Origin of the sequence: Comamonas testosteroni (genome assembly GCF_014076415.1) — a bacterium.
Lineage (GTDB): Bacteria > Pseudomonadota > Gammaproteobacteria > Burkholderiales > Burkholderiaceae_C > Comamonas > Comamonas testosteroni_F.
This window is the reverse complement of sequence record NZ_CP043568.1, coordinates 4,259,988-4,274,387: the sequence shown is the minus strand read 5'-3', so window position 1 is coordinate 4,274,387 and position 14,400 is coordinate 4,259,988. Positions and strand designations below refer to the sequence as shown.

Below are 14,400 nucleotides of genomic sequence, written 5' to 3'. Positions count from 1 at the left end.
GGTTGGACGTGTTAGAACTTTTCGAAACTCCTCGCCTAGGCCGCGAGGAGGACACTGTTTCGCACTGCCTGCCACTGCCCGAGAGCCCATGCAAGGCATGAGCCGGGGTATTTCACCTATCCATAGCCATGACATCTTCAACTTCCCTTCTGCTCGCCCAACTGCAGTCCGTGGCTGCCGAGTTCGTGGAGATCCGCCGCAGCATTCATGCTCATCCCGAACTTGCCTTTGAAGAGACGCGCACCAGCGACATGGTGGCCGCATCCCTGGCTCGCTGGGGCTATGTCGTGCACCGCGGCCTGGGTGTCACCGGGGTGGTAGGCGTGCTCAAAAAGGGCTCGGGAAGCAAGTCGCTGGGCATACGCGCGGACATGGATGCCCTGCCTATCCATGAAAGAACAGGCCTGGACTACGCCAGCCGCCTGCCCGGGAAAATGCATGCCTGCGGCCATGACGGACATACCGCCATCCTGCTGTGCGCGGCAAAGTACGTCGCCGAGACGCTCGATTTCAACGGTACGCTGAACCTGATCTTCCAGCCGGCCGAGGAGAACGAAGGCGGCGCCATGCGCATGGTGGACGAGGGCCTGTTCGAGCTGTTTCCCTGTGACGAGATCTATGCGCTTCACAACGCACCAGGTCTGCCCGTGGGTCAGATGGCCATCAGCCAGGGACCGGCCATGGCCTCGTTCGACCGCGTGACCGTTACGCTGCGCGGGCGCAGCGCCCATGGCGCCATGCCGCACCACGGCATAGACAGCATGCAGTGCGCGGCCAGCATCGTGCTGGGGCTGCAGTCCATCGTCACGCGCGAGATCGATGCCCAGCATGCGGCCGTGATCACGGTGGGCTCCATCCAGGCCGGCGAGGTCTTCAACATCGTGCCCGAGAGCGCCGTGCTCAAGATCGGCGTGCGCGCCCTGCACCCGGACGTGCGCAGCTGGGTGGAAAAGCGCATCAAGGTCTTTGTGCAAGCCCAGGCCGAGAGCTATCAGCTCAGCTGCGAGATCGACTACGTGCACAAGTACCCGGTGCTCGTGAATTGCGCAGCCCAGACCGAATACGCGCGACAGGTGGCCATACGCCTGCTGGGCGAGGACAAGGTGGGCGAGCGCACGCCCACCATGGGCAGCGAAGACTTTGCCTACATGCTGCAAAAGCGCCCCGGCGCCTATATCCGGCTGGGCAACGGCGTGGGCGAGGATGGAGGCTGCATGGTGCACAACCCCCTGTACGACTTCAACGACAAGGCTCTGCCCATAGGAGCAGCCTTCTGGACGCACTTGGTGCAAAGCTATCTGGCTTGAGCGGTCAGCCCCTGAACGGGAGAGAAAAGATGAACACATGGAACCGCCGCGGCTTTATGCGGCACACGCTGTGGCAGACGGCAGCCTTGGCGGCAGCTTCGGCCGGGGTCCGGGCTGCAGAAAGCTTTCCGGCCAAGCCACTGATTCTCATGGTGCCTTTTCCCGCCGGCGGGGCCAGCGATGTGGCGGCGCGAATCTTTGCGGAATCCATAGGCCGCAGCATCAGGCAGCCGGTGGTGGTGGAGAACCTGGGTGGTGGCACGGGACTGATTGCCGCGGCCAAGGTGCTCAACGCCCCTGCAGACGGCTATATGTTCTTCCATGGTTCGGCCAACGAGATCTTCCTGGCGCCCATGCTCAATACGGCAGCGCGCTACAAGCCAGGCGACTTCACGCTGGCGGCTCCCACGACGGAGTCGCCCATCGTGCTCATGGTCAAGAGCGGGCTGCCTGTCGACAGCTATGACGAGTTCATCGAATATGCACGCGCCAGCAAAAGCGGCCCGCTGACCTATGGAACGGTGGGCGTGGACTCCATGTACAACCTCATGGGCGACGCCCTGGCAGCCAGACTGAAGCTGCCGTTTCTGCATGTGCCCTACAAGGGCGGCGCGCCGGCCCTGCAGGACCTGGCAGGAGGGCAGGTGGACTTCGCCATCCTGCCTTATCAGGCAAGCTTCGAAGGCATGGCCAAGCAGGGGCGCCTGAAAATTCTGACCAGTTTCTCCAAGACCCTGCCCAAGGAGCTGGCCCATGTGCCGCTGATATCGCAAAGCCGCCTCAGCCCGGATTTCGAATACACGGTCAGTGCGGGTTACTTCGTGAAGAAGGGCACACCCGCCGACCGCGTGGCCGCGCTGCGCAGCGCCATAGGGCAGGCGCTGGTGAATCCGGAAATCCGCGCCAAGCTCGAGCTGGAGGGCAAGCACCTGCGCCAGCCCGTTGCCTCGCAGGTAGAGGCGGACCAGAGCTTCCATGCGATCCATCAGCGCCTGAGCGCGCTGGTGCGCGGCGTGGGCCGAAAGCCTCTGGCCTGAGGCATGGGCTACTGCGATTGGCGGCGCAAGCCTTCGAGCAATCTTTGATCAACACGCGGGCCATGGGCCCGCATTCTGTCGGAAAGTGAAACATGCACAATCCAGCCACGGTTGGCGCCGGAGCCCTGCAGGGCGTCAAGGTGCTTGATCTGTCACGCATTCTGGGTGGTCCGTTCTGTGGCCAGATACTGGGCGACCATGGCGCCGATGTGCTCAAGGTGGAGCCGCCGCAGGGAGACGACACGCGCACCTGGGGGCCTCCGTTTCGCGACGGCGTGGCCTCCTACTACTTCGGCTTGAACCGCAACAAGCGCCTCCAGTTTCTCGATCTGTCCGTGCCCGAAGGCCAGCAGCGTGTGCGCGAGCTGATGGCCCAGGCCGATGTGGTGGTGGAGAACTTCAAGGTCGGCACCATGGAGAAATGGGGCATAGGCTTTGAACAGATGCGAGAAGAGCTGCCGCATCTGATCTGGTGCCGCGTCACGGGCTTCGGCGCCGACGGCCCTCTGGGCAGCCTGCCCGGCTACGACGCCGCCATCCAGGCCATGGCCGGCATCATGAGCATCAACGGCGAGGCTGACGGTGATCCGCTGCGCGTGGGCCTGCCGGTGGTGGACATGGTGACGGGGCTGAATGCCACCATAGGCGTGCTGCTGGCCCTGCACGAGCGGGGGCGCAGTGGGCAGGGCCAGTTGGTGGATGCCTCGCTCTATGACTCCGGTCTGTCGCTGCTCCACCCCCATGCCGCCAACTGGTTCATGGGACGCAAGGTGCCGCAGCGCTCGGGCAATGCCCATCCCAATATCTATCCCTACGACGTGCTCAGCACGGGTGGTGCCCCCATCTTTCTGGCCGTGGGCAACGACAGGCAGTTCCGGTTGCTGTGCAACCATGTCGGGCAGGAGGGGCTGGCGCAGGACGAGCGCTTTGCCACCGCAGGCCAGCGTTCCGTTCATCGTGCCGAGCTCAAGCCCTTGCTGCAGCAGGCGTTTGCGCCGCTTGACGGCCTGAAACTGGCCGACGAGCTGATGGCCATAGGCGTGCCTGCCGCGCCGGTGCTGGACGTCGCCCAGGCGCTTGAGCATCCGCATACGGCGCACCGCGAGATGGTGGTGACCATGGGCCAGTATCAGGGACTGGGCGCCCCGGTCAAGCTCAGCCGCACGCCAGCCAGCTACCGCTTTGCGCCCTTGAGCGAAGGAGAGGAGTTTCTGCCGGACGCCGGCGCCTGAGCTTGTTTCTCCGTAGCTCCAGCCCGCCCTGTGAACTGCACCCCAAAAGTTGGACACTGATCCAACCGAAGAGGTGTTGTTCATGGCGAGGCATGATTTAGATTTCAAAAGGACCGTAGTCCGGGAATATTTGGATGGCACTGGTGGATTCAGAGTGCTTGCAACCAAGCATGGGATAGACCGCTCCACCGTGCGCCAATGGGTAGATGTCTATCGGTGGCATGGAGATGATGGTCTGTGCCGCAAAGGACAGGGCGCGCACTACAGCGCTCAATTCAAGCTCCAAGCACTCAAGCGCATGTGGCGTGAGGCCCTGACGTACCGACAGGTAGTCGCTTTACTCAATCTGCGCGGCGGCACAGGCATCCTTGCCAGGTGGGAGCGTCAGTATCATGAGGGCGGCCCAGAGGCGCTTGAACCCCAGCGCCGTGGCCGCCCCAAGAAGATGCCCGCCCCCAAACCTCCCAAGCCACTCAAGTCTTCGTCCACATCCGTAGACGAGTCCAAAGCGCTGCAAGCACTGCGCAAAGAAAACGAATACCTGCGCGCGGAGGTGGCGTACCTAAAAAAATTGGATGCCTTGGTTCGGGCAAAGCAACAGGCAATGCTGACAAAGCGCAAGCCGTGACTGAACTGAGGCATGAATACTCTGTGGCGCAATTGCTCAAGGCTGCAAGGCTGGCTCGCAGCACGTTCTATTACCAGTGCCAGGTGCTTCGCTGCGGTGACTCCTGTGCGGGCCTAAAGGCCCAGATCCAAGGCATCTTCGACAAGCACAAGGGGCGGTATGGCTATCGCCGCATCACAGCGCATCTGCGCCAAGCGGGATGCGTCATCAATCACAAAGCCGTCCAGCGCTTGATGCAGGTGCAAGGTTTGAAGTCTCTGGTCAGACCCAAGAAGTACCGTGCCTACCGAGGCCCAGTCAATGCTCAGGCGCCTCATCTGCTGCAGCGCCAATTCCAGGCGGATGCGCCGCAGCAGAAGTGGGTGACGGATGTGACGGAGTTCAATGTTCGTGGCAGCAAGCTTTACCTGTCGCCGGTCATGGACCTGTACAACGGCGAGATCGTGGCCTATGAGATGCGTGACAAGCCAGACTTCCAACTGGTGGGCAACATGCTGAAAAAGGCGCTTGGCAAACTCAAAGGCCAGACTGCGCCTGTGCTGCATTCCGATCAGGGATGGCAATACCAGATGCCGGCCTATCGCCGCCACCTGGCCACCAAAGGTGTGGTCCAAAGCATGTCACGCAAGGGCAATTGCCTGGACAACGCTGCGATGGAGAGCTTCTTTGCGACAGTGAAGACGGAGTTGTTTTACATGCAGAAGTTCACAAGCGCCGAGCATCTGCGCGGTGAGTTGGTGAACTACATCCGTTACTACAACCATCATCGAATCAAGATGAAGTTAAAAGGCCTGAGCCCGGTGCAATACCGAACTCAGGCCATGTGCCCGTAATTTAACTGTCCAACTTTAAGGGGTCAGTTCACTGTGCGGGCTTTCTTTTTTGCGCTCATGTGAGCCGGTTTGCGTTGCCGGCGCCCTGTCCCACCCTTTTCCCGGGAGTTGTGTGCACAATGGAATGCAAAAGCGTTTTCCCTGTGTTCTGTCCATGGAGAGTCTCACGATGTCGCATGCTTTTGCCAAAACCCTGAAGTCCTTTGAACTGGCCGAGGGCAAGAAAGGCAAGTTCTATTCCTTGCCGGCCCTGGCCAAGCAGTTCCCGGAGATCAAGCGCCTGCCGGTCTCGATTCGTATCGTGCTCGAATCGGTGCTGCGCAACTGTGACGGCAACAAGATCACCGAGGAGCATGTGGCGCAGCTGGCGCGCTGGCAACCCAAGGCCGAGCGTGTCGACGAGATTCCGTTTGTCGTCGCGCGCGTGGTGCTGCAGGACTTCACCGGCGTGCCCTTGCTGGCCGACCTGGCCGCCATGCGCAGCACGGCTGCCAAGCTAGGCAAGAAGCCCAAGTCCATCGAGCCGCTGGTGCCCGTGGACCTGGTGGTGGACCACTCCATCATGGTGGACTACTTCGGTACCAAGAAGGCGCTGGACCTGAACATGAAGCTGGAGTTCCAGCGCAACCAGGAGCGCTACCAGTTCATGAAATGGGGCATGCAGGCCTTCGACACCTTCGGTGTCGTGCCGCCGGGCTTTGGCATCGTGCACCAGGTCAATCTGGAATACCTGGCGCGCGGCGTGCACAAGGCCAGGATCGGCAAGGGTGATGCGGTGTACTACCCCGACACCCTGGTCGGTACCGACAGTCATACCACCATGATCAACGGCATCGGCGTGGTGGCCTGGGGCGTGGGCGGCATCGAGGCCGAGGCGGCCATGCTGGGCCAGCCCGTGTACTTCCTCACACCTGATGTGGTGGGCTTCGAGCTGACCGGCCAGCTGCGTGAGGGTGTGACGGCCACCGATCTGGTGCTCACTGTCACGGAGCTGCTGCGAAAGGAAAAAGTGGTCGGGAAGTTCGTCGAGTTCTTTGGTGAAGGCACGCGCAGCCTGTCCCTGCCGGATCGCGCCACCATCGGCAATATGGCTCCTGAATATGGGGCGACCATGGGTTTCTTCCCGGTCGACGAAAAGACCATCGAGTACTTCAAGGGAACGGGACGTACCAAGAGCGAGATCCAGGCCTTCGAAGCCTACTTCAAGGCCCAGCAGCTGTTCGGCGTGCCCAAGGCCGGCGAAATCGACTACTCGCATGTTGTCAAGCTGGATCTGGGCAAGGTGGCTCCGAGCCTGGCCGGGCCCAAGCGTCCGCAGGACCGCATCGAGATCGGCCATGTGGCTGGGCAGTTCGACGAGCTGTTCAGTGCTCCCGTGGCCCAGAATGGTTTCAATCTCCCCGCCGATCAGCTGGTGCGCCGTCATCTGGTGAGTCCCGACGGTCCCGAGGCCTTGAAGCCCGAGAGCAAGCCCCTGTCGGCCGGTGCGGAGCGCAACAAGGCCGAGATGGTGAGCAACACGCCAGAGACCGGCAAGGTCGAGGCCAGTGCGATTGCTGTTGATGCCAGCCATGCGGTTGCAGCACCGGAAAAGAGCTTCGATATCGGCAGCGGCGATGTGCTGATTGCCGCCATCACCAGCTGCACCAATACCTCCAACCCCAGCGTCATGCTGGCGGCAGGCCTGCTGGCCAAGAAGGCGGTGCAGGCAGGCCTCAAGGTCAAGCCGCATATCAAGACCTCGCTGGCCCCGGGCTCCCGCCTGGTCACCCGCTATCTGACCGAGGCGGGCTTGCTGCCCTATCTGGAAAAACTGGGCTTTGCGCTGGCCGGCTACGGCTGTACCACCTGCATCGGCAATGCCGGCGATCTCACCCCCGAGATCAATGCCGTCATCACGCAGAACAATCTGGTCTGCGCGGCCGTACTCTCGGGCAACCGCAATTTCGAGGCCCGCATTCACCCCAATATCAAGGCCAACTTCCTGGCCAGCCCTCCGCTGGTGGTGGCTTACGCGATTGCCGGTACGGTGCGCAAGGACCTGATGACCGAGCCCGTGGGCAAGGGCAAGGGCGGCAAGGACGTGTATCTGGGCGACATCTGGCCCAGCAGCGAGGAGATTCAGGAGCTGCTCAAGTTCGCCATGAACGGCAAGGCCTTCCGCAGCAATTACGAGCAGGTGGCCAGCGAGCCGGGCAAGCTCTGGGAAAAGATTCGGGGGGTGACGGGCTCCACCTACACCTGGCCCGAGAGCACCTATATCGCCGAGCCGCCGTTCTTCGCCGACTTTGCTCTGGATTTGAAAGCGCCATCCGCAGGCGGGGAAAGCACTGCAGGTCAAAAAGGCTCAAACTCCAGCGCGGTGCACGGTGCTCGCATCATGGCCTTGTTCGGTGACTCCATCACCACCGACCATATCTCGCCTGCAGGCTCCATCAAGGAGTCTTCGCCGGCAGGCAAGTGGTTGCTCGAGCATGGCGTGCAGAAGGCCGACTTCAACAGCTATGGCTCGCGCCGGGGCAACCACGAGGTGATGATGCGCGGCACTTTTGCCAATGTGCGTATCAAGAACCTGATGATTCCTGCCGCAGCCGACGGCTCGCGCGAGGAGGGCGGTGTCACCTTGTTCCGCGACGACCATGGCCGGGCCGAGAAGATGGCCATTTACGACGCGGCCATGAAATACCAGGCCGCAGGCCGCGCCACGGTGGTGCTGGCCGGCGAGGAATACGGCACGGGCTCCAGCCGCGACTGGGCGGCCAAGGGCACGCAGCTGCTGGGCATCAAGGCCGTGGTGGCGCGCAGTTTCGAGCGCATTCACCGCTCCAATCTGGTGGGCATGGGCGTGTTGCCGCTGCAGTTCAAGGGCAATGACAGCTGGCAAAGCCTGGGCCTGACGGGCGAGGAGTTCATTGATGTGATCCCTGCCGCCGACCTGGCGCCGCAAAGCGATGCCCAGCTGGTGATCAACAGGCCCGATGGCAGCAAGAAAACCGTGACCGTGAAGCTGCGCATCGATACTCCCATTGAGGTGGACTACTACCGCCATGGCGGCATCCTGCCCTATGTGCTGAGGCAACTGCTGGCCTGATTGCGCCCGCTTGCCAAGTCAAAAGGCCTGCTCTCCTTGGAGGCAGGCCTTTTTCGTGGATTGGCGCCAGTCCTATTTCATCGAGTGCAGGCCAAACATATTGCCTTCGGTGTCGATGGCCAGGGCAATAAAGCCATAAGGGCCTATGGAGACCTTGTCGCGGTGCAGGCTGCCGCCGTTGCGTGCGACGCGGGCGGCCTGCTCGGCGCAGTCTTCACAGACGAAATAGACCAGCGTGCCGCCGCCGCCAGAGGGGCATTCCGGCATGCGGACCAGCGCCCCGGTGGCGCCGGCGCTATCCGGTTGCCCGGGAAAGGTCCACATTTCCATATCGGGGTGCTCGCCGCCTTCCGGCATGGCCAGTGCTTGCAGCTGACAGCCCAGCACGGCTTCGTAGAAGCTTCTGGCGCGCGACATGTCCTGCACGTAGATCTCGAACCAGCCAACGGGATTCATGGCCATCTTCAGCTCCTTGTATGCTTATCGGTGAAAGTCCAGATGCAGAGGCCGCAGAGACTGTGATAGAAGCAGGCTCGGCCCTGAACAGGGGTATCCTAGCCTGGAACGTTCGGCAAGGGCCGGGCTCCGGTCCGCGCTCTCAGGGCTTCGCAAGCTTTCTGGCCTTGCGGCGGTGCCACCAGAGCCAGATTCCGCTGATTCCCAAGCCGCCAAGCACCAGACCGTTGAGGCCGGCCAGGATTTCCATCAGCACGCCACCCAGCTCGCCCGTGTGCAGCGGATAGGCCACGGCCACCGCCGCAGCGCCAGGGTCGAGTTCATTCCAGTGCCTGACGTCCAGCACGGCACCATTGCGCGGGTCCAGCCATACCGAGCTGATGCCGTTGGGGTGCGGCTCGCCCGGGGCGCGAAAGCGGATGCGTACGGCCTGTTTGGCATTGGGCGGCAGCTGCACGAAGCTGGCCTGGGTATCGGGCATGGCCGCGCGGGCGGAGGCCAGCATGGCGTCCACATTGGCGGGCAGCGGCTGGGCGGCGTCTTGCGCAGCCAGTGCGGGCAGCTTGGGCGGCTTGATTGCCGTGCTGCTGCTGAGCACATTGAGCCAGTCGCCCAGCGGCCGCCATGCCATATAGGCACCGGTGACGACCGAGACCGCGATCAGCAGGCCCATGATCACGCCGCCGATGCGGTGCATGTCGAACAGTGCGCGCACCAGGCTTTTGTTGAGTTCTATGCGCCAGTTGCCCGGCCAGCGCTTGGGCCACCAGAGAATGACGCCCGTCAGCAGCAGCAGCACATAGGCCAGCGTGGTCCAGGCCAGTATGGCCTTGCCATTGGCGTCGAGCAGCAAGGTGCTGTGCAGCTTGAACAGCGTGTTGACAAAGCCCTCGGTCTCGCCGCGCCGGCCCTGCTCCTGTCCGGTGACGGGGTCCAGGTAAATGGTGCCGCGCCAGTTGGCCGCCTGCACGCGCAGCCACAGGCTGTCCTGTGCCTGCTGCGGCAGCCTGAAGCGCAAAGTGGCTTTGCTGCCGAACTCCTCATGGGCTCTTGCCAGTATCGGCGTCAGCGCTGCGGCCTGCCGGGCCTGCTGCGCATGCGTCGTGCGGGCCTGGAACAGTTCGGGGTGCGACATGCGGTCCAGCGGCTGGCCGATGATGAGCAGGGTGCCGGTGAGCCCGGCCAGAATCAGGATCCAGCCCAGGCCCAGGGCAAACCAGCGATGCAGCCGCAGCCACAGAGAACGGAGCGAAGTCATTGCGCTTGATGGTGTGATGCCCCACGAGACCGGCCTTGAGGGTGGACTCGCGGGGCCGCCGCTTAGAACGGCAGGGTGGCCTGGACGTACAGGGTGCGTGGCATGCCCACGTATTTGCCGCCGCCGTTGTTGTCGGTGGAGCGGGTGAAGTAGCGGCGGTCAAACACGTTCTTCATGCCCACGGTCAGGCGCAGATTGTTCAGCTCCTTGCCCGCCTGGTAGCTGGTGCGCAGGCCCAGAATGGCAAAGCCGGGAATATCGCCGAGGTTGCCGTTGGCGTCTTCCTGCGTGATGTAGGAATTGGGCTTGGCGCTGGTGCCGGGCGTGCCGGGCGAGCGCTGCTTGGACTGGGCGTTCAGATCGGCATTGAAGGTCCAGCGCTCCATCGCATAACGTGCCGACAGTCCGGCCGTGTGGCGCGAATAAAGCGGCAGGTCACGGCCTGCGAAGGGGCCGGCCTGGCTGGTGGCCTGGGTGAAGGTATAGCTCATGCCCAGCGACAGGCCCTTGAGTGCCGGGTAGTTCTTGCCGAAGTCATAGCGCAGCGCCGATTCCAGACCACGGTGGCGCGTGGCACCCAGATCGGTCCAGATGCCGTTGCCGGTGCCGTCGCCCGGGCGGTCCAGGAACAGCTCCTTGTTGAAGTCGATGTTGAACAGCGTCAGCTCGCCATTCCAGGTGTCGCTCTTGTAGTGCGTGCCCAGCTCATAGGTCTTGGCTGATTCGGGATAGAGCTGGTTGTTGGACGACTGCGCCAGCTGTGCATACTGCTGGGGCCCGAAGGACTTGCCGGCATTGGCGAACACCGACCAGTGGCCGTCGACGCGGTAGAGCACCGACAGCGTGGGCAGCAGTTCGTTGGCTGCCGCCGTCGGGTAGATGGCCGCTGCGGTCGCGCCCTTGTAGTCCACCACATTGTTGAAGGAGCGGATGCGCTCGTAGCGCACGCCGGGCGTGATGGTCCAGTTGCCCACATCGATGCGGTTGTCGATATAGAAGGCATTGGCCGTGGTGCCGCCCTGGCTGGTCTGGGTGGTGTTCAGCGGCAGGGCCATGGCATCGACCTGGCCGGGCACATAGAAGCCGGAAGTGGCCAGCGCCGTTTCGGAGCTCTTTTCCTTCAGGTAGCGATAGCCCACGCTGACTTCCTGCACCACGGAGCCGGTCTCGAAAATGCGCGAGTAGCGCGGCTCCACGCCGTAGTAGCTGTAGTCGCGCGGCGCGGCCGTGAGGCTGCGCTTGCCGGCATTGGCGCCGGTGGCGTCGCGTTCGATATAGCTGCCGCGGAAGGAGTCCACGTAGTAGCTGAGTACTTCGAAGTTGTTGCGGCCGTCCTTGTAGCTGTACTTGAGCGAGCCGTCGGTGCGGCGGCCCGTGAACTGGTCATAGCTGCGCGTGCTCTGGAACGGGTCGGCTGCGTACTGGGCCGTGGTCAGGCCGCCGGGCATCTGGCCCTTGCCCTCGAAGTGGTGCAGCGAAGCGGAGATGCTGCTGTTGTTGCTGAGCCTGTAGCTGCCCTTGACCAGCAGATCGTCGATGTCGGTCTTGTCGTTGCTGCTGCGCCAGCCCTTGCCGTGCGTGCCCGAATACAGCACGGCCAGGCCCAGGCCCGACTCGTTGGTGCCGCCCACAAAGAAGCTGGGCGTGGTCTTCACGTTGCCGCCGTGGCTGTAGATCTCGGTGCCGATGGAGGCTTCGGCCGCAAAGGTCTTGGGAATGGCGCGCGTCGTGAAGTTGATGATGCCGCCCACGTTCTGCGGGCCGTAGCGCACCGAGCCTGCACCGCGCACCACATCGATGGAGTCCAGATTGCCCAGCGCCACGGGCGCCAGCGACAGCTGAGGCTGACCGTAGGGTGCGTAGGAGACGGGCACGCCGTCCTGCAGCACATAGGAGCGTGGCGAGAGGCGCGCGGTCAGACCGCGCACGCTCAGGTTCAGAGAGATATCGCTGCCGCCCGTGCCGTTGCTGTCCTGAACCTGGACACCGGGCACCAGACGCAGTGCTTCGCGCAAGGTGGCCGCACCGCTTTCCTGAATGCGCTCGCGCTCTACGATGGTGCGGGCGCCGGGATGCTCCAGCACCTTCTCGGCGCTGGACATATCGCCATCCAGCCAGTTGCCGGTGACGGTGACCGAGTCCAGGGCGACTTCGGCAGCTGCGGCGCTGGCCGTCTGTGCATGAACGGGGCTGGCGAGCACGCCAAGGGCTGCGGCAACGGCAGCGGCGGCGCTGCTCAGGCGAAAAGCGGGGGGGACGGAAAGAGGGAGCTTGGCCATAGGTGTTGTAGAGGAGGGCACACAGCACCTGGCTGGCATGAACAGCGCGCTGCGCCAGCCTTGCGCTGGCGGCATCTCTTGTCTTCAGTCGGGGCCGGAGGGGGCTATGTGGCGTTTATTGGCAGGCGCGAATATTAATGAGAATTGCTGTCATTTGGCTGTATGTGGTTATCTTGAGATACAAAAAAGCAGCCTCTTCGTCCGGCCAGGGCGCGCAGTTGCCGGCCTGACCCGGCAGGTCTCAGCGGCGCCTGCGGTCTGCGGGCGTCTGACCCAAGCCCCTGCGCAATGCTGCGCCAGCGGGCTTTTCTTGCGGCAAGCCGGGCTGCGGCAAGGTGAAACGCCAATGTTCAGGACCGGGGCTGACCGTTATCGTTCATAAACATGCGGCGAAGTTCCGGCACATTCCTGCAGCCGCTGGACTTCATCCCGCTTCCGCTCGCGCCCCATGATTGATTCCCGCTCCACCGATCCCCAGGCCGCTGCCAGCGGCCCCGCTGAACCCTCCGACTCCTCCGTGCCATCCTCCGCCCCGGGCCTGCGCTCGGCCATCGTGCACCGCGGCACCTTGCGCGCCAGCGCGCGCAGCTTTCTGCATGCGCTGGGCCAGGACGATGAGGAGATCGCACGCCCGCATGTGGGCGTGTTCCATACGGGCGGGGAGATGAGTCCCTGCAATATGAATCTCCGCGACCAGGCCCAGCATGCCAAGACCGGCATCTATGCGGGCGGCGGCATGCCGCACGAGTGCCCTGTGGTCTCGGTCAGCGACGGCCTGACCATGGCGCATTCGGGCATGCGCTTTTCGCTGATCTCGCGCGAGTTGATCGCCGACAGCGTGGAGGCCTCGGTGCGCGGCCACCAGTGGGACGGCATCTTTGCCGTGGGCGCCTGCGACAAGAACCTGCCGGGACTGATGATGGCCATGGTGCGCTGCAATGTGCCCAGCGTCTTCGTGCATGGCGGCTCGGCCCTGCCCGGGCAGATGCCGGGCAGCGTCTCGGGGCGCGATCTCAACGTGGTCGATACCTACGAGACCATAGGCAAGGTGCTGGCCGGCACCTCCACCCTGCAGGAGCTGAACACTGTCACGCGCTCCTGCCTGCCCTCGGCCGGGGCCTGCGCCGGGCAGTTCACGGCGAACACCATGGGCATGGTCAGCGAGGCCCTGGGCCTGGCGCCCATAGGCTCCAGCATGGTGCCGGCCGTGTTCAGCGAACGCGCGCCGCTGATGCGCCGCGCGGGCCGCCAGCTGATGGAAATGGTCTGGGCCAGCGCCAGGGGCGAGGCCGTGCTGCCGCGCGACATCGTCACGCGCAAGGCCCTGGAGAACGCCTGCGCCGTGGTCTGTGCCACGGGGGGCTCCACGAATGCGGCCCTGCATCTGCCGGCGATCGCGCATGAGGCCGGCATACGCTTTCACCTCGACGACGTGGCCGAGATCTTCGCGCGCACGCCGCTGATCGCCGACCTCAAGCCCGGTGGCCGCTTCCTGGCACGCGATGTCTACTACATCGGCGGTGCGGCCGTCATCCTGCACACCCTGCTGGAGCAGGGCCTGCTGCATGGCGACGCGCTCACCTTCACGGGCCGCACGCTGGCCGAGGAAGTGGCCGATGCCGCCGAGCCCGACGGCGAAGTGGTGCGCAAGGCCGGCAACCCGATCTCGGCCGACGGCGGGCTCACGGTGCTCAAGGGCAATCTGTGCCCGGACGGTGCCCTGCTCAAGACCGCAGGGCTCAAGACCCTGGTACACCGCGGTCCGGCCCGCGTCTTCGACTCCGAGGAGCAGGCGCAGGACGCCGTGCAGGCCATGGCCTACGAGAGCGGTGATGTGCTGGTGATACGCAACGAAGGTCCCAAGGGCAGCCCCGGCATGCGGGAGATGCTGGGCATCACTGCCTTGCTCTATGGCCAGGGCATGGGCGACAAGGTGGCACTGCTTACCGACGGGCGCTTCTCGGGCGCCACGCGGGGCCTGTGCATAGGCTATGCGGGGCCGGAGGCCGCTGACGGTGGGCCGATCGCCGCGCTGCAGGACGGCGACATCATCGCCATCGATGCGCGGGCCGGCGCGCGCAGCATCACGGTGGAGCTGGAGCCCGCTGTCATCACCGCACGGCTGGAAGCCGCCCGGGTCAGCCGCGCGCGCCAGCGACCCTTGGGCGGTCTGCTGGAGAAATACGCGCTGACCGTGCGCCCCGCCCACCAGGGCGCGGTCACGCATTCGGGGGCGGTGACCTGGCTGCGCGACAGCAAGTGATGCGCACAGTTGCAAA

Annotated in this window: 9 protein-coding genes; 6 read left to right on the top strand and 3 right to left on the bottom strand. The window is 63.8% G+C overall.

Features of this window, described 5'->3' with window-relative positions; all coding sequences use genetic code 11:
• Nucleotides 1–128 precede the first annotated feature (128 nt).
• The 5 genes from F0P97_RS19665 (at nt 129) to F0P97_RS19645 (ending at nt 8,128) form a co-directional block, all read left to right on the top strand.
• On the top strand, nt 129–1,307 hold the full coding sequence (locus F0P97_RS19665; RefSeq protein ID WP_182283616.1) for a M20 aminoacylase family protein: 1,179 nt from the start codon (nt 129–131) through the stop codon (nt 1,305–1,307).
• A 29-nt stretch (nt 1,308–1,336) separates the two neighbouring features.
• Nucleotides 1,337–2,344 (top strand): tripartite tricarboxylate transporter substrate binding protein, encoded by a 1,008-nt coding sequence (locus F0P97_RS19660; protein WP_182283615.1) that lies wholly within the window; start codon nt 1,337–1,339, stop codon nt 2,342–2,344.
• 92 nt (nt 2,345–2,436) lie between these two features.
• On the top strand, nt 2,437–3,576 hold the full coding sequence (locus F0P97_RS19655; RefSeq protein WP_182283614.1) for a CaiB/BaiF CoA transferase family protein: 1,140 nt from the start codon (nt 2,437–2,439) through the stop codon (nt 3,574–3,576).
• Between the two features lie 82 nt (nt 3,577–3,658).
• Nucleotides 3,659–5,037, top strand: a protein-coding gene (locus F0P97_RS19650; protein ID WP_182287200.1) for an IS3 family transposase whose coding sequence is annotated in 2 segments (ribosomal slippage) — nt 3,659–4,151 and nt 4,151–5,037 — 1,380 coding nt in all. Because the reading frame shifts where the segments join, the coding sequence is not laid out codon by codon here.
• 169 nt (nt 5,038–5,206) lie between these two features.
• A complete protein-coding gene (locus tag F0P97_RS19645) occupies nt 5,207–8,128 on the top strand; it encodes an aconitate hydratase (protein WP_182283613.1) in 2,922 nt (973 codons plus the stop codon).
• Nucleotides 8,129–8,200: 72 nt separating this feature from the next.
• On the opposite strand, the gene F0P97_RS19640 is transcribed toward F0P97_RS19645, so the two are convergent.
• From F0P97_RS19640 to F0P97_RS19630, 3 genes are all read right to left on the bottom strand, one after another.
• Nucleotides 8,201–8,590 carry a VOC family protein gene (locus tag F0P97_RS19640; RefSeq protein WP_182283612.1) on the bottom strand — a complete coding sequence of 130 codons (390 nt, stop codon included), beginning with the start codon at nt 8,588–8,590 and terminating at the stop codon, nt 8,201–8,203.
• Nucleotides 8,591–8,726: 136 nt separating this feature from the next.
• On the bottom strand, nt 8,727–9,842 hold the full coding sequence (locus F0P97_RS19635; RefSeq protein ID WP_182283611.1) for a PepSY-associated TM helix domain-containing protein: 1,116 nt from the start codon (nt 9,840–9,842) through the stop codon (nt 8,727–8,729).
• 62 nt (nt 9,843–9,904) lie between these two features.
• Nucleotides 9,905–12,121 (bottom strand): TonB-dependent receptor family protein, encoded by a 2,217-nt coding sequence (locus tag F0P97_RS19630; protein ID WP_182283610.1) that lies wholly within the window; start codon nt 12,119–12,121, stop codon nt 9,905–9,907.
• Nucleotides 12,122–12,569: 448 nt separating this feature from the next.
• Between F0P97_RS19630 and ilvD the strand changes: the two genes are divergently transcribed.
• Nucleotides 12,570–14,384: a dihydroxy-acid dehydratase gene (gene ilvD / locus F0P97_RS19625; RefSeq protein WP_182283609.1), complete on the top strand. Its 1,815-nt coding sequence runs from the start codon at nt 12,570–12,572 to the stop codon at nt 14,382–14,384.
• Nucleotides 14,385–14,400 lie beyond the last annotated feature (16 nt).